General features: G+C 49.9%; 19 protein-coding genes and 1 pseudogene. 14 read left to right on the plus strand and 6 right to left on the minus strand.

From position 1 onward, the window contains the following. Nucleotides 1-229: 229 nt before the first annotated feature. Together ACKFKF_RS28130 and ACKFKF_RS28135 are read right to left on the minus strand one after the other, a co-directional pair. Nucleotides 230-1,495 (minus strand): glutamate-5-semialdehyde dehydrogenase, encoded by a 1,266-nt coding sequence (locus ACKFKF_RS28130; protein ID WP_446856411.1) that lies wholly within the window; start codon nucleotides 1,493-1,495, stop codon nucleotides 230-232. Nucleotides 1,496-1,498: 3 nt separating this feature from the next. Beyond that, nucleotides 1,499-1,906, minus strand: coding sequence for a hypothetical protein (locus ACKFKF_RS28135; RefSeq protein WP_446856412.1), 408 nt, complete (start codon nucleotides 1,904-1,906; stop codon nucleotides 1,499-1,501). Between the two features lie 511 nt (nucleotides 1,907-2,417). Here ACKFKF_RS28135 and ACKFKF_RS28140 point away from each other — a divergent pair. From ACKFKF_RS28140 to ACKFKF_RS28155, 4 genes are all read left to right on the plus strand, one after another. After that, a complete protein-coding gene (locus ACKFKF_RS28140) occupies nucleotides 2,418-3,242 on the plus strand; it encodes a type 1 glutamine amidotransferase domain-containing protein (protein WP_446856413.1) in 825 nt (274 codons plus the stop codon). 65 nt (nucleotides 3,243-3,307) lie between these two features. Further along, nucleotides 3,308-3,634: an anti-sigma factor antagonist gene (locus ACKFKF_RS28145; RefSeq protein WP_446870670.1), complete on the plus strand. Its 327-nt coding sequence runs from the start codon at nucleotides 3,308-3,310 to the stop codon at nucleotides 3,632-3,634. Between the two features lie 93 nt (nucleotides 3,635-3,727). Continuing rightward, a complete protein-coding gene (locus ACKFKF_RS28150) occupies nucleotides 3,728-4,198 on the plus strand; it encodes an ATP-binding protein (protein WP_446870672.1) in 471 nt (156 codons plus the stop codon). Then, nucleotides 4,195-5,598 carry a PP2C family protein-serine/threonine phosphatase gene (locus ACKFKF_RS28155; protein WP_446870674.1) on the plus strand — a complete coding sequence of 468 codons (1,404 nt, stop codon included), beginning with the start codon at nucleotides 4,195-4,197 and terminating at the stop codon, nucleotides 5,596-5,598. Before ACKFKF_RS28150 ends, ACKFKF_RS28155 begins: the two co-directional genes overlap by 4 nt. Before the next feature lie 224 nt (nucleotides 5,599-5,822). On the opposite strand, the gene leuB is transcribed toward ACKFKF_RS28155, so the two are convergent. Then, a complete protein-coding gene (leuB, locus tag ACKFKF_RS28160) occupies nucleotides 5,823-6,905 on the minus strand; it encodes a 3-isopropylmalate dehydrogenase (protein WP_446870675.1) in 1,083 nt (360 codons plus the stop codon). A 214-nt stretch (nucleotides 6,906-7,119) separates the two neighbouring features. Here leuB and ACKFKF_RS28165 point away from each other — a divergent pair. Then, a pseudogene (locus ACKFKF_RS28165) lies at nucleotides 7,120-7,506 on the plus strand (DUF2127 domain-containing protein). Between the two features lie 78 nt (nucleotides 7,507-7,584). Here the strand turns inward: ACKFKF_RS28165 and ald are convergent. Then, entirely contained in the window at nucleotides 7,585-8,670 is a 1,086-nt protein-coding gene (gene ald / locus ACKFKF_RS28170) for an alanine dehydrogenase (protein ID WP_446870676.1), read from the minus strand. Nucleotides 8,671-8,878: 208 nt separating this feature from the next. Here ald and ACKFKF_RS28175 point away from each other — a divergent pair, with 208 nt between their 5' ends. The 8 genes from ACKFKF_RS28175 to ACKFKF_RS28210 all read left to right on the plus strand — a co-directional run bounded on the left by ACKFKF_RS28175 (nucleotide 8,879) and on the right by ACKFKF_RS28210 (nucleotide 17,075). After that, complete coding sequence (locus ACKFKF_RS28175) at nucleotides 8,879-9,043, plus strand: chlorophyll a/b-binding protein (protein ID WP_446856419.1); 165 nt, start codon at nucleotides 8,879-8,881, stop codon at nucleotides 9,041-9,043. Nucleotides 9,044-9,321: 278 nt separating this feature from the next. Further along, the gene (locus ACKFKF_RS28180; protein WP_446870677.1) at nucleotides 9,322-9,594 is read left to right on the plus strand and encodes a hypothetical protein; all 273 of its coding nucleotides are present in this window, start codon (nucleotides 9,322-9,324) and stop codon (nucleotides 9,592-9,594) included. A 57-nt stretch (nucleotides 9,595-9,651) separates the two neighbouring features. Next, nucleotides 9,652-10,098 (plus strand): heavy metal-responsive transcriptional regulator, encoded by a 447-nt coding sequence (locus tag ACKFKF_RS28185; protein ID WP_446870678.1) that lies wholly within the window; start codon nucleotides 9,652-9,654, stop codon nucleotides 10,096-10,098. Nucleotides 10,099-10,427: 329 nt separating this feature from the next. Then, a complete protein-coding gene (locus ACKFKF_RS28190; RefSeq protein ID WP_446870679.1) occupies nucleotides 10,428-11,597 on the plus strand; it encodes a DegT/DnrJ/EryC1/StrS family aminotransferase in 1,170 nt (389 codons plus the stop codon). 4 nt (nucleotides 11,598-11,601) lie between these two features. Further along, nucleotides 11,602-12,489: a cyanoexosortase B gene (gene crtB, locus ACKFKF_RS28195; RefSeq protein WP_446870681.1), complete on the plus strand. Its 888-nt coding sequence runs from the start codon at nucleotides 11,602-11,604 to the stop codon at nucleotides 12,487-12,489. Nucleotides 12,490-12,517: 28 nt separating this feature from the next. After that, on the plus strand, nucleotides 12,518-13,201 hold the full coding sequence (locus tag ACKFKF_RS28200) for a cyanoexosortase B system-associated protein (RefSeq protein ID WP_446870682.1): 684 nt from the start codon (nucleotides 12,518-12,520) through the stop codon (nucleotides 13,199-13,201). 235 nt (nucleotides 13,202-13,436) lie between these two features. Then, complete coding sequence (locus tag ACKFKF_RS28205) at nucleotides 13,437-14,756, plus strand: polysaccharide biosynthesis/export family protein (protein WP_446870683.1); 1,320 nt, start codon at nucleotides 13,437-13,439, stop codon at nucleotides 14,754-14,756. Between the two features lie 135 nt (nucleotides 14,757-14,891). After that, entirely contained in the window at nucleotides 14,892-17,075 is a 2,184-nt protein-coding gene (locus ACKFKF_RS28210; protein ID WP_446856426.1) for a GumC family protein, read from the plus strand. An 11-nt stretch (nucleotides 17,076-17,086) separates the two neighbouring features. Here ACKFKF_RS28210 and ACKFKF_RS28215 read toward each other — a convergent pair whose 3' ends face one another. Both ACKFKF_RS28215 and ACKFKF_RS28220 read right to left on the minus strand, forming a co-directional pair. Then, nucleotides 17,087-17,980 carry a metal ABC transporter permease gene (locus ACKFKF_RS28215; RefSeq protein WP_446870684.1) on the minus strand — a complete coding sequence of 298 codons (894 nt, stop codon included), beginning with the start codon at nucleotides 17,978-17,980 and terminating at the stop codon, nucleotides 17,087-17,089. After that, a complete protein-coding gene (locus tag ACKFKF_RS28220; protein WP_446870685.1) occupies nucleotides 17,980-18,804 on the minus strand; it encodes a metal ABC transporter ATP-binding protein in 825 nt (274 codons plus the stop codon). Before ACKFKF_RS28220 ends, ACKFKF_RS28215 begins: the two co-directional genes overlap by 1 nt. Nucleotides 18,805-19,099: 295 nt before the next feature. Between ACKFKF_RS28220 and ACKFKF_RS28225 the strand changes: the two genes are divergently transcribed. Beyond that, the gene (locus ACKFKF_RS28225) at nucleotides 19,100-20,050 is read left to right on the plus strand and encodes a metal ABC transporter solute-binding protein, Zn/Mn family (protein ID WP_446870686.1); all 951 of its coding nucleotides are present in this window, start codon (nucleotides 19,100-19,102) and stop codon (nucleotides 20,048-20,050) included. Nucleotides 20,051-20,225 lie beyond the last annotated feature (175 nt).

Genomic DNA, 20,225 nt, shown 5'->3' on the forward strand with positions numbered 1-20,225 from the left:
TATTTCTCGTTCAAAGTCCCTCACTTGTGGGGGATTTAGGGGGCTGAAGCCGATCGAAACGAAGCGAGTTACTCTCATCGAACTGACGTTACGTTAAAGATTGTGAACTAAATAAAATCGTTATCTATACCACCGCCAACGCTTCAAATCGCTGCGTTTCTAGTCTTCGGGGTTATTAAATTTATAGTCCTAACCTGTAGGCGGTAAATCAATCAGCGATCGTTCTTCCTCAAAACTGCCCAGTCCCCTGCACAATATGCTTCATCGTCGTCAGCGTCTCCAGTCCAATCAAGCCCCGGCGGTGACCTTTTTGGTTAGACATGCCTAGAAAAATTGCGTCACCTCGTTTGGGGTTGCGGTAAAAACGCGGGGAAGCGTTGATGTAGGTGGAAGCACTGTTGACCCCCAGGGCAAATTGGCGGCTCTCTTGATAGGATTCTGTCGCTAGACAATCGGCATGACCGCTACTGTGATGATTGACCCAATCGATCGCGCCCTCCAGATTATCCACAACTTTGAAAGCAACGACGCGATCGAGATAGGCCTGATTCCATTCAGTCTCTTCTGTGGGGATCAGTTCTGGAAAGTCGCTGACCAACTGAGCATCGCCGCGTACCTCAAATCCCTTTTCTCGCAGACTACTCCACAGCATGGTCAGAGAAGAAGGATTTTGTTGTCGATGGATTAAGACTTTCTCGATCGCATTCACCGGATCAGGCTCACTCATGTGACTATCCAAAATCATCCAGCGTGCCGATTCGAGGCTGCCAGAGGGCGACCAATAGAGATAACAATTGCCCATCGCCGACTTTAATACAGGCGCTGCCGACTGCCGAACCACTTGCTGCACCAGACTTGGCCGACCATAGGGGATCACTAGATTCAAATAGCGATCGTGGATCACCAAATCCCGAATCGAAGACCCCTGATCCGCCGGGAGGGGTTGTAAACAACCGATTGGAAGTTCTGCATCTTCGATCGCTTCTTGCAAGGCTTGAGCAATCACCGCGTTGGAATGACTCGCCTCACTGCCGCCTTTAAGAATCAGACTATTCCCTGTTTTGACACAGAGACCTGCGGCGATCGCGCCCAATTCGGGAAACGCCTCATAGACTAGGGCAATCACCCCCAAAGGCATCATTTGCGAATAGGTCTGGCACTGATCCACCTGAAAGTTTGCGGTCATGACGCGACCGATCGGATCAGGCAACTCGCTCAGATGTTGCAAAATCTGGACGGTGTTTTGAATCCGCTCTGGGGTCAGTTTGAGCCACTCCAGCAACAACTCAGGGACGGCCATTTCTCGACTCATCTCTAGGTCGATCGTATTGGACTCCAAAATTTCGTCCTGATGCCGCTTGAGCGCCTGCGCCATAATCTGAACCGCCCGACTGCGAACGGTTCCCTTGATAGTCGCGAGTTGTAGAGAAGCTCGGTGGGCGTTTTGGATAGCAGCGGTCGGGTCTAAAACAGTCCCCAAAGAGTCATTAGTCATGGGTCAACGCCGATAAGCCAGCCAGACCATGAGCGCGGGCAAGACTGCCAACAACAGCGCCACGATCGCCCAGAGAATGATATTCACGTTGGAGGAGCTTCGCAGCGCCACAGGTAGCCCAATACTCAGCAGCACCAGCACAATTCCTAACGCTAGAGGCAGATAGCTATCGCCTAGACCGGGGTGCACCACATTCCACTGATGCCCTGTCCAGCGCCACGAGCGTTTGTAGGGATAGCTCGTAGACAACTGCTCGATAACGTATCCGCCTTCTTCAACGACAAAGATCTGTTGACAGCGACTACACCCAAAGGCTTCGGTGAGCGTAATCGGGGTCAAACGTCCGCGCCGTCGGCAGGGGCAGGGGTAGTCGATATTGAGTTCGATCTTGTGGGCTTTTTGAGGTTGCACAAGCGGCACTAGAACAGGATTTTCTTAAATTATCGTCAAATCAGTTGGGCAGACGTGAAATCCAGGCGAGAAATTCACTATGCGACTTGAGAACCACCGCTTGAGAATGGGTAATTCTCCTGATTGAGAAACTTGATAGCTCATTGTAGGGGGCACCACGATCGAAATTCTATCACTCTCCACTCAAACACAGCCCCCCCGATTTTGGTGAGATTTTAATCAAAAGCTGCACAAAAAAGGTTCCATTCTATATTTTGGCGGCTGCACTCTCCCAGTTTGGATCGCTTACCGTCTTGATCCTGTTTGTTCTTTAAATTCTGGGGAACTTTATACTCAACCTCCTGTTAGGTAAAAAATTTAACAAGAAGTTCAGGGTTTGTACCAGTTAAGCCTGAAACTAATTGGTCTACCAAGAAGATTTTGTTTAAGTTTGCCCACCAGGTTGGTTCAGTTCACCCGCCTCTAGTCAAACGTGGACTATGTGAGGCGATCGGTTTAAGGCAGTCACTTCATGAAACACATTCTAATCGTCTTATCTGAGTGGGGATACTGGGGCGAAGAGCTAATTGGCCCCCTCGAAACCTTCGATCGCGCAGGCTACGAAGTCACCTTTGCAACGCCTAAAGGCAAGCGTCCGGTTGCCCTGCCTCCTAGCATGGATCCTCACTACATTGACCCACCTCTGGGGCGCTCTGTCACCTCTCCCCAGGTTGCTGAAAAGGTGCGCTATATTGACCAGTCACCTCGCTTGAGCAATCCGCTAAATTTGTCTGAGTTGATGCCGGAGATGCCTTATTTTAGTTCTCCGAGCCTGATTCGGGATCTCGAAGCGTACTATTCGGCGATCGACAAAGCGCGTGTCAATGTGCTGTATCAATATGATGCGCTGCTGATCGTGGGAGGCAGTGGCCCGATCGTTGACCTGGCTAACAATCAACGCATTCACGATCTCATTCTCAGCTTTGTCAAAATGGGCAGACCTGTAGGCGCAGAATGTTATGGGGTGGCGTGTCTAGCGTTTGCACGAGAACTCGAAGATCGCAAGAGTATTCTCTGGGGCAAGCATGTCACCGGACACTGCAAAGAATATGACTACCACGACGGCACGGGCTTTATGGGCACCGACTTTAACATGGGGCCGCCTCCCTATCCGCTGGAGTACATTTTGCGCGACGCGACCGGGCCAGATGGGGCATACATCGGCAATTTTGGTAAAGAAACGTCGGTAATTGTGGACTATCCATTTATTACGGGTCGATCGACTCCCGATTCTTACCTCACTGGCGAAAAAATGGTGGAAGTTCTAGAAAAAGGTCTGACTCGCTACGGCTGGTAGATCTCTGATAGACCCTTCTATTCATACTTTCATTCAATCCAAGCTCAATTTTTAAGAGGAAGACGATGGCTTTTAGCGCAACCCTGGAAACGACCAATGACATTGCCAAAATTACCTTATCTGGCGATCTAGATGCTAGTTCCGCAGGAATTTTTAAGGCAGAAATCGAGAAGGCAGGCAGGCAGCCCATCAAGCATCTTGTTCTATTGATGCAAGATTTGGAATATATCGCCAGCGCAGGGCTGCGGGTGCTAATTTTCGCAAAACAGAAAATGGGAGCCAAAGCTGATATTTATGTGGTTGGCGCTCAAGAAATGGTGTTGGACACGCTCGAAAAAACAGGTTTTGACCAGAGCGTTATTGTCACTGATACCTATGAAATAGCTGCCTGAGTAACGGGATTTTTGTAGTAGGGAGTGGGGAGAGAACGCACGTTTCCCGACTCCCTTTTGTTTAAGTGATTTTAAGTGATTTGAGGTAGGTGGATGATGCAAATAAATGAGCGAATTGAGTCTCCAGATCTGCAATCTTTGACAGTGCCGGGGGTGTTAGATTCTCTAGACGACATTGCTAAATTTGTCGTTGCGGCCACACAAGCGGCAGGTTTGGACAAGAAGGCAGCCTATCGATTTCGGCTGGCCGTGGATGAGATTGCCACCAACATTATTATTCATGGCTACGAAGAAACGGGTCATCAAGGCGATATTCATTTTCAAGTCAATTTGACTCCAGAAATGCTGACGTTGGCGATCGAAGACACGGCCACTTCTTACAATCCCAATCAACAGGATCTGCCGGACGCAGAAGACCTCAACGAACCGCTAGAAAGCCGCAAAATCGGAGGGTTGGGCGTTTATCTGGCGATTCAAGGAGTCGATAAGTTTATGTACGAACGGACTGGCGATCGCAATCGCAATATTTTTGTCGTCAATCGTTCTATGGCTAACGAAGCATGAAAACCATTGAATCAGAAGAACTACAGCTACTACGTCAGGAAATTGCGTCTCTCAAAACAGAGCGATCGGCCGCAGAAGCGCTGAGAACCTTGCTCGAAAAACTGGTCTCCATGGCCCGCACTCCAGCCAAAGAAGAAGTTCTCAAAGAAACGCTACAAGAAACGCTAGATATCTCCAGACGGCTCACCGATGCCGAACGGGGCAGTTTATTTCTTTTAGACAATGATGGCGTGGTGATCGAGAGCATTCTGACTCAGCAGGATATGACGGGAGAGGTGCGATCGCGGCTCATCGGGCGCGTGTTGGACAAAGGACTCGCAGGTTGGGTGAGCCGTCACAAAACCTTGGGCTTGATTGTCGATACCGAAACAGACGATCGCTGGTTAGAGCTGCCCAATCAACCTTATATCGTACGATCGGCGCTAGCGGTTCCCATTCTCAAAGGCGACGAACTGTTGGGCATTTTGACGCTGCTGCACTGTGAGCCTGAGCAATTTAGTCCAGAAATCGCTAATTTGATGCAAATCACAGCCGATCAGATTGCCCTAGTACTGGAGAATGCTCGACTCTATGGAGTGCTAGAAGACTCCTATGACTCGCTCGATCGCGCCAAACAAGAAATCGAACTCTACTCCAGAGCGCTGGACGAAGAACTCGAAAAAGGTCGGCAAATTCAATTAGATTTTCTGCCCAATGAGATTCCTCAGTTGCCCAATTGGGAGATTGCAGCGTGTTTTTATCCAGCGCGTCAAGTTGCAGGAGACTTCTATGATGCGTTCACGCTGCCAGGAAATTATTTGGGATTAGTAATCGCAGATGTATGTGATAAAGGAGTCGGCGCAGCGTTGTTTATGGCGTTGTTTCGCAGTCTAATTCGCGTATTTTCTGGACAACTACACGAAGATGATCCCGATCGCACCTTGGAAGCCGTTTCGCTCACCAACGATTACGTCGCTCAAGAACACAGCAATATGAATATGTTTGCGACGCTGTTCTTTGGTCTGTTGAACCCTGAAACTGGGCAGTTGACCTATGTGAATGGAGGACACGAACCGCTTTATATTGTCGATCGCACAGGGGTACGAGAAACTTTAAAGCATACTGGCCCCGCTGTGGGAATGTTGCCCAAAATGAAGTTTAAGGTGCAGCAAGTCTACTTAAAACCAGGCGACATTTTGATTGGCTACACGGATGGCGTGACAGAGGCGCATTGCCCCCAGGGTAAGCTGTTTGGCAACGATCGTCTCTTACATTGTCTTCAAAAACCCGCTCCATCGGCCGCTGCCTTATTAGAGCAGGTCAAAGTTGATTTGTTTGCCCACATGGACAACGCCACTCAGTTTGATGACATCACGATTTTGGCGATTCAACATGTGCCGATCGCGTCTGACATCTTCTAATTAACGTGAATTCGATCAAACCCTTCACCACAATCTTCCGTTTGGAACCGCCCCCTCAATCCCCCACAATTGGAGGACATTACACGAGAGCAATTGTCTGAAAGTCTCCCAAAATCGGGAGGTTGAGGGGCAGAAGGACAGAACAACGAAGCGAAAAACTTCATCGAGATGATAATAGAACATTTCTATAAAACGTCTCTACAGGAGGTAGTTTATGCAACTTCTTATTGGAGCGCTTCGATCAACGCTTGTCCCATCGCCTGACATCCCAAAAGTGTTTTCCCTTCGGACATGATGTCTCCCGTTCGGTAGTCCTGATCTAAGACTTTTAGCACCGCTTGCTCAATGCGATCGGCTGCCGCAGGTTGATCTAATCCATATCTCAGCATCATCGCAGCACTGAGAATTTGCGCTAGAGGATTGGCTTTATCCTGTCCAGCAATATCGGGAGCAGATCCGTGAACAGGCTCATAAACTCCCGGCCCCGAACTGCCCAAACTTGCAGAAGGCAACATTCCAATACTGCCTGTCAGCATCGCCGCCGCATCTGAGAGAATGTCACCAAACAGATTGCTCGTTACGATCGTATCAAACTGTTTAGGATTCCTGACCAATTGCATGGCGGCGTTGTCTACATATAAATGTGAAAGTTCTACATCAGAATAGTCTTTGGATAACTCGGTGATGCGATCGCGCCAGAGTTGAGACACTTCCAAAACATTTGACTTATCTACAGAGCAAAGTTTCTTCCCTCGTTTGCGAGCCGTTTCAAACGCGACTCTGCCGATGCGATCGATTTCCGATTCGGTGTACGCCATTGTATTTACCCCGCGTTTCTCCCCGGTTTCGGTGGTAAAAATGCCTCTGGGTTGTCCAAAATACACGCCGCCAGTCAGTTCGCGTACCACCATCATGTCCACGCCCTCAACGACTTCCCGCTTTAGCGTCGAAGCGTCAATTAATTGAGGCAAAATGGTTGCAGGACGCAGATTCGCGAATAACTTTAAGCCCGATCGCAGCCCCAGCAATCCTGTTTCAGGGCGCAGATCACGAGGCAGCGTATCCCATTTGTAGCCGCCGATCGCAGCCAACAATACGGCATCACTATTTTTGCAAGCTTCCAGCGTTTCGGGGGGCAAAGGTTGACCTGTTGCGTCGATCGCAGCCCCACCAATCAGAGCTTCTTGAAACTTAAAAGTGAAGTCAAATTGTTCACCAACAACCTTGAGAACATTGACGGCGATCGCCATAATTTCGGGGCCAATCCCATCGCCAGGGAGAAGCGTGATGCGATACTGCTGTGCCATGAGCGTCTTATCTAAAATGTGAAACGGCTGAACATCCTGCGCGTCACATCATAAAACATTTGTAGGTAACATTAACCAATGTTGGGGTTTGAATGATGAATGGAGCTACAGTTTTGCAAAATGAATCTACACCTGAGTAGACCTATGATTGAGGAGGTGAAATTTAACGGTTTGAGGAAGGCATTTGAGAACAAAGCGACCGTTCGGCTTGTTGGTGATCGTCTTTTACAAAGCGTTCGTTGCTGCATTATTAATGGTGACAGCGATCGCGATCTTTCTGGCCTTGAGAAACTTTGAAGGACTGCAAGATTTTGCCGAATCCTATGAACTGGAAGGCAAATCTAGAATCATTCGCTGGCTTCTAGAAAAGGGTCTTAACTTTAATCCAAATACGCTGCGATTTAGCGCGATCGGGACGGCTATCTAGACGAGTGTGACGGCGATCGAAGCTGTGGGCTTATGGTTTGAGAAACGTTGGGCCCACATTCTTGTTTTGCTGCTGGTTGGAATTAGCATTCCTCTCGAAATCTATGAGTTAATTCAAGGAATTTCTCCGCTCAAACTGATTGTATTTGTGATTAATATTGCTGTGTTTTGGTAGTTTACTTCACACTTTTCCTAAACACAAAGCAGAGGTCAAAGGAGAGTGAGAAGCAGGAAGGGTCAATTCATCTTGCGCTCATCCCAAATCTGGAAACACATCTCGAACAGCAGGATGAATCAACTGATGATTCTGCACATTCAACCCTTTGGCTAATGTTTCATCCTTGCCCAATGCTCCTAATCCATCCGTAGCCAGCTTTAAGACATAGGGAAGCGTACTGTTGTTGAGCGCCTGAGTCGCTGTCCAGGGCACGGCCCCCGGCATATTGGGCACCCCATAATGGACGACCCCCGCTTCGACATAGGTCGGTTGAGTATGAGATGTCGGTCTGACCGTTTCGATACAGCCGCCTTGATCCACCGCCACATCGACAATCACAGAACCGGGACGCATTTTGCTTACGAGATCACGCGACACCAAGGTTGGGGCCCGTCGCCCAGGAATCAGCACCGCCCCAATCAGCAAATCGGCTTGAGGAACGATCGCCTCAATCTGGCTCGAACTGCTGTAAAGCAGCTCAACCCTCGACCCAAACAGCGTTTCTAAATAAGACAAGCGATCGACGCTCAATTCTGAAATGCTCACCTGGGCACCCATGCCGATCGCCATCCGAGCTGCCTCAGTCCCCACGATACCGCCACCCAAAATCACGACCTTCCCAGGTTTCACTCCCGGTACGCCTCCCAAAAGCACGCCTCGTCCGCCCTGCTGCCGCTCCAAAAATCTTGCCCCAAACTGTACCGACAACCGCCCCGCAATAATGCTCATGGGCGTGAGTAAAGGCAACCGTCGATCGGACAGTTCTACCGTTTCGTAGGCGATCGCGCTGACCCCGCAGTCGATCAAATGCTCTGTTAGCGGACGGTTAGCCGCCAGATGCAGATAAGTAAAGAGAAGCTGTCCTTTTTGGAGATACTGATATTCCGTAGCTAAAGGCTCTTTGACTTTGACCACTAATTCTCGATTCCAGATCTCTGAGGCACTTTGGGCAATCTGGGCACCCGATTGGAGATAGTCTGCATCCGTAAAGCCCGACCCGTCTCCAGCCTTTGTCTCCACAAAAACAGAGTGGCCCTGCTCTACCAACACCCGCACACTACTAGGACTCAACCCCACGCGAAATTCCTGATCTTTGGTTTCCTTGGGCACTCCGATTTGCATGTTGACCTCTGTGTCGATCGCATTTCTTTCTAGCTTAAAGCTGGGCTTCTCAGTTAACAGTTACCCTTGTGGCGGGATCTGTGCAGAATCTCGCAGATCTGCTTACAATGAAGCTGTCAGGGTAAAGAATTGTAAAGAAAGCTGGCTCAACCCATTTATTCTTTACCTAAACTCTCAACTTTTCTTACTTAACTGCGAGGCCGCAACGATGACTTCTACACCCACCACTCCCAAAGTTCAAGAACCCAAGTTTGGCTTCAACGATTACGCAGAGCGGCTCAACGGTCGAGCAGCTATGATTGGTTTTGTGGCCGCGCTTGTGGTCGAATATGTCACAGGTCAAGGCGTACTCTCCTGGCTAGGACTTCTGTAGCGCTCAGAATTCTGTAAATCTAAGCAGCGATCGGGCGGGGGAAACTCTGCCCTTTGTTGTATTCAGGGTTGTATTCAGGGTTGTATTCACGCCTAAATCTTCAGCAGTTCTAACTGAGAAGCTTTTCTGTAATTTTGCTTATAATCTTGACAAACTCTAAAGTGAGTTCTCTGAGCTAAGGATCTAATCTTGTGGTTAACACGTAGGAAGATTCAGACGCTTTAAAATAAGAAGTAACGGCGTATAGGCGTAATGATATGAATGCTATCTGGTCGCGTATGTTGAAGTCAGTTTACAAAAAGGAGCCGATTACAGGCTTTGTGATCATTGCGGGTAGCGTGGACGTAGCGATCGGGGGGATCGACAGTAACACTTCTCTCGTCGTCTTTGGCTTAAGTGCGGTCGGAATTGCGCTGGCGCTTCGATGGTGGCATTTACAGCGCCGTTCTCCTGAGTCATCTGCGCGGGGAGCCGTCTATGCGCTGCCGCCAGCGTCTTCTCATGCCGCGTTACCACCGCTTACAGTGTCCAAAAAGCGGCCGACTCCCTAGCTTGAGAAGCATTGCTGGGAAATTCACCCTTTAGTATCCTATTTGGGATGTGAACTGATGGTTTCTCTCGCGTCTGATCTCCTTAAAATTGGCGAAGTTGCTGAGACGAGCGGACTGCCAATCAAAACCATTCGCTACTACGACGAGATTGAGCTACTCACTCCAACGGTGGGACGATCGCAGACGGGCTATCGCTTGTTTCGCCCAGAAGTGTTCGATCGCTTGACCTTTATCAAACGCGCTCAATCGCTGGGTCTGAGTCTGACCGAAATCAAAGATATTCTCAAAGTGCATGATCAGGGCAAACTTCCCTGTGGCGAAGTCAAACATCACATTGAGGAAAAGGTTTCTGCCATTACTCACCAAATCCAAGAACTCACTACCCGCAAAGCTGAATTGCAGTCCCTACTGACTCACTGGCAAGAACCCCCTTCAGTCGATCGTGCCAGCAAAACCATTTGCCCCAACCTGGTGACCCAAAAGAGCGCTTCATCAAACTTTTAGCTTCCCCTATCAAGCGATCGCTCATCTGTAAAGATTGTTTGGTGCGATCGCTGTTCTCCCAGAAATTTCTCAAATCTGAGGTGAAGTATTCAACAGTGGGTACTCTGAAGTCGGAATCATAATCTGTGTGATTCTCTGTACGTACACGGTGCCTTGCCTAGTGGTTTTCACGGTGAGGTAAAAGTCAAAATTCACCTGATTCCTGGATGGATTTTACAGACTCTTCAGCGTCGAGCATCTTCAATTGCTTCTCGATCCCTCATCACTAGATCAAGCGCTTGACCCGTTTAGCGATCGGGTTGTCATCGTCCCTTTCTTGCAGCTTTCTTATGCGTAGCGTTCCAAATCCAATTCCTTTTGTTGACCTGACTGCCCAACATCAGCCGATCCAGGCTCAGATTGAGCAGGCGATTCAGGGAGTTCTTAACCGGGGCGACTATGTGCTGGGTCAAGCGTTAACTGAGTTTGAGCAAGACTTTGCGGCGGCCTGTGGCGTGCAATATGGAATTGGGGTCGCCTGTGGCACAGATGCGATCGCCCTCGGTCTGCAAGCCTGCGGGATTGGTGCCGGAGATGAGGTCATTTTGCCAGCCAATACGTTTGTGGCGACGCTGATTGGAGTGTTGCGATCGGGCGCCACGCCAGTTTTCGTCGATTGTGATGCAAAAACGGCTCTGATCGATCTGGTGGCGGCTGAGAAAGCGATCACGCCCAAAACTCGTGCGATCGTTCCCGTCCACCTTTACGGGCAAATGGTGTCACCAACCCTGCTGTTAGGTTTGGCAAGTACTTACGATCTGCTGATTTTTGAGGATGCGGCTCAGGCTCATCTGGCAGAACGGGAAGGCTATCGGGCTGGCTCGATCGGGGTGGCAGCGGCTTTTAGTTTCTATCCCAGCAAAAATTTGGGGGCAATGGGCGATGGAGGAATGGTCGTCACCAAAGACGAAACGATCGCTCAGACGATGCGAGCCTTACGCAACTATGGGGCACCGCGCAAATACTTTCATACCGACTACGGAACCAACAGCCGTTTAGATACCATTCAGGCGGCCGTCCTGGGGGTGAAACTGCCCTACCTGGCAGAGTGGAACCGCGCTCGCCGCCGCATTGCCGATCAGTACCACACTCAACTTAGACCACTCCAAACTCAGGGTATTTTACCAATTCAAAATCAGTCTGGTAACGGGCACGTCTATCATCTTTATATCGTCAGAGCGTTAGAGGTAGGCTGTCGGGTCGATCGTGAAACCATTCAGGAAAAACTCAATCATCAGGGCATCCAAACCGGAATTCACTACCCGCTGCCTTGCCATCTCCAGCCCGCCTTCGTCAATTTGGGCTATCGATCGGGAGATTTTCCAGTTGCAGAAACCCTCTGTCGAGAAATTCTCTCACTGCCAATGTATCCAGGGTTGACCAAGGCGCAAATTGATCAAGTGGTGACTGCGCTCGACACCGTGTTATCTCCGTCCTCGTCTTTAAAAATTTCTGCTTAACGCCATGCGAACTGCTCGCCTCTCTCCAACGCTCATCGATCGCTACTGGAGTGACCTCGCCCTGTGGGGATTGCTGACGCTACTCTATGCGCCACTCTTGCTGCACTGGTGTGATGGCTGGCTGCGGAAGAGCATTAGCATCGAACACGAATACTTTAGCCACGGTTTAATTGGGTTACCTTTTGCAGGCTACATCATCTGGACAAATCGCAAACGCTGGCAGCGGATTGACGACGGTGAGCGACCAGGACTCTGGAAGTTTGCCGGAGCCATCTTGTTACTGTTGGCGGGTGTGCTTTATTTAAGTGGGCTACCCGATTTTGTTAATCTGTCTCTCCCAGTTCTGTTGATCGGGATTTGTCTGTGGCTAAAAGGTCTACCTGGTCTCAAGCTTCAGGGATTTGCGCTGCTTCTAGTCTTTCTGGCGACACCGACCGAGATTCCCTACCTGATTGCGCCCTACACCTTACCGCTACAAAGTTTCATCGCTGCAACCGCAGGCTTCATTCTCAATCAACTGGGGATGGATGTTACCGTTGAGCAAATCTACCTCTCAGTCGGGGGCCGCATTGTCGAAGTTGCTCCCTATTGTGCGGGCCTAAAGATGCTGTTCACTGGTTTATATGTGAGCCTGATGTTGCTGTATTGGACGGGAGCTTTGCGATCGCGCCCCCTTTCCATCCTATTTTTGATCAGTACCGTTGTCATAAGTGTCAGCGCCAACATCGTCCGCAACACACTGCTCACTTACTTTCACGGCACGGGGAATGATCAGGCGTTTGGTTGGCTCCACGAAGGCTGGGGCGGTGATGTGTATTCTGCCTGCATGTTAGGCTTGCTGGTCATTCTGCTTAACCAGATCGATCGCTTCTTTCCTGACGCATCTGACTAATTTCTACCCCACCCATCTTCCCCTCATGATGTCCCTTCGCAAGGCTGTGTCTCTTCAACTCTCCAAGGTCGTTTTGCTGCTACTGTTACTGATTTTGGTCGGTATTGGAACCGTTCCAGGCTACTTATCAGGAAAATGGCGTTGGACAGAGCCACCCAAAGTCGTCACCCTGAATAAGTTGCGGAGCCTGCGTGAAGTCGGACTGCCCTTACCCGGTTGGCAAATAGTCCAACAAAAAACTCCACAGATCGGCGAACATAAGTGGCTGAGTCAGGAGATAAGCCGCGCCAATCAAACAGCGACCTTGCTGCTATTTACGCAAAAGGGCCCGAGAGAGCAGCCCGAAGTGGAATGGAGCGACATCAACGGCTTTCAGCGGTGGAAGACAGATTCCTCCAAACAGGTCACCTTCACAATCGCCACTCCCCCCACGCAGGTGACAGCCCATTTCTTCCGAGGATGGACGGCTGACCAGACCTACGCCGTGCTGCAATGGTACGCCACCCCTCAAGGAGGACACCCGGCTCCGAGTCACTGGTTTTTTGCTGATCGCATCGCTCAGTGGCAAAATCGTCGCGTTCCCTGGATTGCTGTCAGTATGCTGGTGCCGATCGACCCGCTTGATGACATCCAAAAACACTGGACTGAAGTGGAGTCACTGGCTCAGACCGTACAATCGACGCTGATGGCAGACGTGTTGAAGCCAAATTAGACGGGTTGAATGCATCCTATTGAGTCATCGATCCAGTACTCAAAGCATACAATGTCCTCAACTCAGACAGCCTTGCTCACACCAGGAACAGATTCTTCATTAATCTCATCACTGAAAAGCAGAATGACGGTTGAAGAATAACCTATGACCCAAGATCTCTGTCTCTAATTCGTCTCTAAACTTACAACTTTCGCCATTTCTCTAATCCACGCCTCATGCCCCCGATCGTGTTGTTATGTCCAAAGTTTTTTCTGTCAGATTAACGGCTTTATCGCTGGTCAGCATTCACTCCATGACCGCCAGTCTGCCGTTTGCGATGTGGTTTTGGGCTGCGGGCACGTCTCCAAAAGCGGCTCTGAGCCAAACGCCTCTACCACCCTCTACCACCCCAGGACAGCCTTCTCCGCCACTCCAGCCAAAGCGCCCTCCAACCTCTCTAGAACTGGTAGAACAAGCCAGACAACGACTACGCGATCGCGGTGAATTGTCCGCTCCGACTCCTGCACCCGTTAACCCTGCCAAGGCTCCGACTGCGCCTGTGGTCGTTCCGACGGTGCCTGTGGCTCCTGTGCCTATCACACCTGCCGCGATTCCCAATAGCTCATTTAACCTCTATCGTCTGGGAACGGGAGACACGGTTTCTGTGGTAGTTCAGCGATTTCCGGATCTCAATTTTCAGGCGGTGATCGATCAAGAAGGCAACATCACAACGCCCTTGCTAGGTAAAGTTCGGCTTCAAGGACTGACGATCGAACAGGCTCAAGAACGGGTGCGTCAGGGAGTCGATCGCTTTGTGATCAATCCAGTTGTGCTGTTGGCGCTGACGGGGCAACGTCCGGTATTGGTGACGATGACTGGAGAAGTTGGGCGACCGGGACAATATGCCCTGCAATTACCGAGAGTTTCTTCGGCGCTGCTGTCAGCCGGGGGAATCACCAACAAGGCAGATTTGCGATCGGTCAAAGTTCGGCGTACCCTCAACGATGGCTCTGCGGTAGAAGAGAGTTTAGATCTGGTACAGCCGCTAAAAGATGGAACTCCCCTGCCCGATGTGCGTTTGCAAGATGGGGATGTGGTCGTAGTTTCACGACTAGAGGCAGGCGCAGAAAAGGATTACGACCGCGAATTAGTCGCTCGATCTGCTCTGGGCAAAGGTAAAATTACCGTCCGCTACTTGAGCTATGTAACCGGAAGACTTCAGCAGTTTGATTTGCCTTTGGGCAGTACGTTTGTGGATGCGTTGGCGACGATCGGCCCCAGTCCTGACAACACAAATCTGAGTCGGATTGCCCTGATTCGATTTGACCCAGACACCAAAAAAGCCGTCACAAAAGAATTAGATGGGAAAAAAGCCCTCACAGGTGATCTCGCGCAAAACGTTCCGTTAGAAGACAATGACGTCATTGTGATCGGTCGCAACTTGGTCGGAAGAATCACCTACGCGCTAAATGTTTTTACCCAGCCTTTTCGCGATGTCCTGGGATTTTTGCTGTTCTTTAGAGAACTGGGCAACAGTGCCACAAATCTCTTTGGCCCGACCGGAAGAGACCGTTAGACTCAAGACGAGGTAAATCGATACAACAAACTTCTCAAAACACCGCTTCCAGACTGTTCAGCTTACAATCAAAGCACCCTTTCTTTTTCACGTTCATCGGTCGCGACAAACCCTGTTTTTCATCCCCCTGGTGTTATGACTCCGCCCATCGTCAAACGTTACTTTCTAGCTGTAGACCGCTATAAATGGATCATTCCTGTGGGTGTTGCGGTAGGAATGGCTGCGGCGGGCGTTGTGGTGTCTCAACCCGAACCCTCTCCGACCTATCAAGCAGAAGCAACTCTGGTAGCTAACCGGCCGCCCATTAGTTTCTCAACGATCGGCACCGAAGTTCGTCAGCCAGTCGAATCACTAACCAGTGACATGCTGATGCCGAGAGAAGTCATCGAAGCGGTGGGCAAAGAGGTCGGCATTGACCCGCGTGAATTAGCCAGCAACACAAAAGTGGATGTCAACGTCCCTAAAGCGGTCAGAGGGCAAGCAGCGGGAGCCGCCGAGGTTGTGGTTTCCTACAAGGATGGGGAGCCAAACCGAGCCAGCGAAGTGGTCAGCCAATACACCAAACGCATGGTCGAACAAAGCCGACTAAATAACTCTGCACGGCTGCGATCGGTCATTGATTCCATCAACCAGCGACTGCCCAAAGTTAGGCAAGAGTTACAACTCGCCGAACAATCTCTGGAGCGGTACGATCGAGCCGAAGGCCCCCAACTGCTAGCGGCTCAAAATGGTAGCTTGATTGGTGCAATCACGGGCAGCGAAACTCAGCAGCGACAGCTTCAACTCCAACTCCAAGGTGTGAATGCTCAGATTGCCAGTATCGAGCAACGGTTAGGACTCGACCCCAATCAAGCTTATGCCTCTTCTGCTCTGAGTGCTGACCCGATTATTGGCGGTCTTCGTGCTCAAATTCAGCAAATCGAATCTCAGTTAGCCGTTCTCAGCAAAGATTTGCGCCCAGAACACCCCACCATCATCACCCTGAAAAAGCAGCAGCAGGCCTACGAAGAAGAGTTGAGCAAGCGAGCGCAAGAGGTGATTGGCGGTGATGGAGGAGCAGCCCCCCTAACGGCAGTTCGTCAAAATAGCAGTCTCGACCCAGCTCGTCAACAGCTTGCCAATACCCTAGTCGCCCTCAAGACTCAGCAAGAAAGCCTACAGCAGCAATTGATTGGCACGGTGCGATCCGAGCAAACTCTTCGGCAACAGTACTCAACAATCCCTAATAAGCAACTGGAGCGGACTCGCCTAGAAGATCAGGTAAAGCTCAAAAAAGCCCTTCATGATCAGATGCAAGCAAAACTGGTTGATGCAAGAGCCGCCGAAGCTGAAACCGTCAGTAGTCTGAGTCTATCTCAAGCGCCTGCGGTCAAAGCGAGCGAAGTCAAAGCACCCAAGAGCATTCCGGTGACGCTGGCGATCGGCGGTTTGGTCGGGCTACTGGTTGGGGGCGGGTTGATTTTCCTGCTGGATACGCTAGAAGGCAAATTTTACACCGAAGAAGATCTGCGAGAGGCGCTTCGCCAACGGGATGTCACCATTTTGGGAGCGTTGCCGCTGGTCAAGGTCTGGCAAATTGACGATTCCCCTGTTTTGCTAAGGTCAGATTCGCCTTACGTTGAATATTACGAGCGGTTTCGCAGCAAGCTGCGCTTGGCAGAAGGCAAAGCCCGAATGGTGCTAATCACAAGCACGATCGACCAGGAAGGTAAAACCGTCTCCGCCTACAACTTAGCGATCGCCTCTGCCAGAGCCGGAAAACGCACTTTGCTGATCGAAGCGGATTTACGATCGCCGTCTCGATCGGACTATGTAGGGATTGCGCCCGATCCAGATAGCTTAATCGAGCCGTTGCGCTACTACGGGCAGATCAGCGAGTGTATTCGTCTGGCCCCTGAAGTCGAAAATCTCTATATCGTTCCCAGTGCTGGGCCGCAGCGGCAAGCGGCCTCGATTTTGGAGTCCAGTGAGATGCGGCGACTGCTCGAAGATTCGAGAGGACGATTTGATCTGGTAGTTCTCGACAGTCCTTCTTTAAGTCGCTGTAATGATGCGCTGCTGCTAGAACCTTATAGTGATGGCATGGTAATCGTTACCCGTCCCGGAACGACTCAAGAAAGCATTTTGACAGAAGCGATCGATCACCTAACCGAATCGGACGATCATCGCTTGTTGGGTGCTGTCATCAACGCAGTAGACATTCAGCTTCCTCGTGCGGTTGAAGATGCAATGATTGCTGGTTCGTATGAGCCGTCTTCAAACAATGGAACGGGAGCCGATGAGGAAATGAAAGAAGTCACAACCAGCAACCGCAACTAGTAAAGATTGCTTTATTGATTGCTTTTCAATAAGCCACGAATCTCTTTAAGCAAAGGTGATGAGCCAGAATTGCTACGTGGGTAGGTAAACACGCCATGACGGGGACTAAAGAGCAACGCCAGTAAGAAAAGTCCTGATACGACCAGAACAATCGCTGGCCCCGATGGCAAATTGTAAAAATAACTCAAATACATCCCGCTTACACTGGCAATCACCCCGATCGCGGCTCCCAACAACATGACGTAATGCAGCCGTTTCACCAGCAAATAAGCCGTTGCCCCAGGAGTGATCAACAAAGACAGCACTAACACTACGCCGACGGCCTTCATGCTGGCTACAATTGTCAAGGCAATCAGCACCATCAATCCGAGGTTGAGCAAATTGACGGGCAATCCGGCAGCCTGCGCGCCCAAAGTATCAAAGGTATAAAACAACAGTTCTTTATAAAAGGCAACCACTACAATCAGAACGATCGCTGAAATAATTGCAGTATCTCTGACTTCACTAGAAGTAACGCCCAGAATATTGCCAAACAAAAAATGATTCAGGTCGATTTTATTGTCCTTTTGGATAACCGTAATTAATGTTACTCCCAGGGCAAAAAAGGCCGAGAGCACAATTCCCATTGCCGCATCTTCTTTAATCGGCGATCGGTCTCGAATCCAAGCGATCGCTACAGTACTCAAAACGCCTGCAATGAAGGCTCCTACAAAAATATTTGCCCCAATCAGAAACGCGATCGCCAACCCTGGCAAAACCGAATGACTAATCGCGTCTCCCAAAAGGGCTAACCGTTGCACCATCAGATAGCTGCCGACAATAGCACAAATTAGCCCGACCAAGATTGCAATGGTCAGCGATCGCTGCATGAAGCCATACTGCAAAGGTTCAATTAGCGCGTGCATCAGGCGGCGGCTCCCGAAAAGAACATGACACGCCCCCCATAAGCCTGCTCCAAGTTTTCTGGAGTCAGAACGTCTTGACGATTGCCGCTGGCGACTAAGGTCTGATTTAACAACAGCAATTCATCAAAGTGGGTAATCGATTCGCCCAGATCGTGGTTGACGACGAGGACAGTTTTTCCAGCCTGGGTCAGTTCTTCAAAGACTTCAAAAATAATCTTTTGCGTTTTTTGGTCGATTCCTACAAACGGTTCGTCAAAGCAAAACACGTTTGCCTGTTGAGCCAGCGATCGCGCTAGAAACACCCGCTGCTGCTGTCCGCCTGATAGTTCCCCAATGGGACGGTCTTTGTAAGCATCCATTCCCACGCGGGCAAGAGACTCGATCGCCACCCGCCGACTGACCGACGAAAATCGATTAAACCACCCTGTTTTCTTGACTCGCCCCATCATCACGACGTCCCACACAGTCACCGGATAAGTCCAATCAATCTGACTTCGCTTAGTAACATACGCGACTTGATGGAGTTGCTCTGCCAGCGGTTTGTCTTGATATAGAACTTCACCACTGGCCGCAGGAATTAACCCCAGCATTGCTTTGACAAGGGTACTTTTTCCAGCCCCATTCGGCCCAAAGATTCCGACAAGGCGACCCGGCTGTACTGTGAAATTGACATTCTTCAAGGCATCTACTGCACGATATTTGACGCTCAGATTCTGCACAGTCAACGGGGCTGAGGTCGATCGCGCAAGTTTTTTCTCGCCAGTCGGGAAGTGCAGCGGCAGAGGATCAGGAGTCGCATCATTCATAAAAGTAGCAAGCTGCATCACAAATTCTCCAGTGCATTAACTAAAAATGAAAGAAATATGAAAGCTACTAAACTTAAGGTATCCCAAAAGTGAAAAGATTTCCGAAAGTTGCAGTATGAAGATTTGTATCAGTTGTACTTGTTCTCCAAAAGCTTCCAGCGTTTCGCTATTGACTATTTCTTTCTTTAGGGATTGGTCAAAACTCGACAGTCAGTAATAAAACTTTAAAGGGCATCAAGGCTCTGCGGACTCCTCCCAAATGCGGGTCAAATCACCCGAAGGTCTACAAAATAAGACATAAAATGAAAACTCTATGAAATCTTTTTCTAAGCAAAGTCAACTGAGAACAACCGTGACAGCCATACTGCTGACCTTGACTTTGAGTAGCTGTGCGGCTTCCATCGGCGATCGCTCGACTCCCCAAGGCAAACCTCAAGTGGTTGCAACCAGCACGATTTTGGCTGACTTGACGGCTCTGATTGGCAAAGACGAAATTCAGCTAACCGGACTTCTCAAACCGGGAGCAGACCCGCATACCTACGAGCCAGTCCCAGCGGACAGCGTGGCTTTAGAGAAAGCAAACTTAATTTTGTACAACGGGTACAACCTTGAGCCAGGGCTAATTAAATTGATGAAAGCCGCAGGCAGTAATGCGCGTCAGGTGGCTGTGGGAGAAGTAGTCCCGTCATTGCAGCTAGAAAAAGAAGGGCGCAAAGTTCCTGATCCCCACGTTTGGGGCAGTGTGCAAAACTCAATTCGGATGGCAGAAAAAATTCGAGATACGTTGATTGAACTGGAGCCAGAAGATCGCGATCGCTTTACCCAAAACGCTGATCGGCTTATTGCAGAGCTAAAACGCCTCGACACCTGGATCACTCAACAGATTCAGACCATTCCCCCCAACAGGCGCAAACTGGTTACGACCCATGACGCTTTTCAGTATTACGGGCAGGCCTACTCGTTGGCGATCGCAGGAACGCTAATTGGCATCAGCACCGAGGAGCAACCCAGTGCCCAAACGGTTCAAAAGCTAGTAGAAACCATTAAAGCGGCAGGCGTACCAGCTATTTTTGCAGAAACTACAATCAACCCGACCTTAATTCAAACGGTGGCACAGGAAGCAGGCGTGAAGCTAGCTACGCAGCGATTATATTCAGACTCGATCGGCGCTCCTGACAGCAATAGTGCCTCCTATGTCAGAATGATGGTTGCCAATACCACTGCGATCGTTGAAGCTTTAGGTGGGAAAGTTACTCCCTTTTAGAAGTCACCGTCAAACAACGCCCGTTCGGTCGAATTTCCGCCCTTTTTGACTCGACTCTTCCAGATTCCAACTCCGACGAAATTAAAGTTAAGGTCTCTAGTTCAACAAAGATCCACAATTACCCTCAAACGCGAAAAGAGCCTTCCCTCTCAGGAAGACTCTTCTCAAACTAACC

It is taken from the genome of Phormidesmis sp. 146-12 (genome assembly GCF_052939495.1).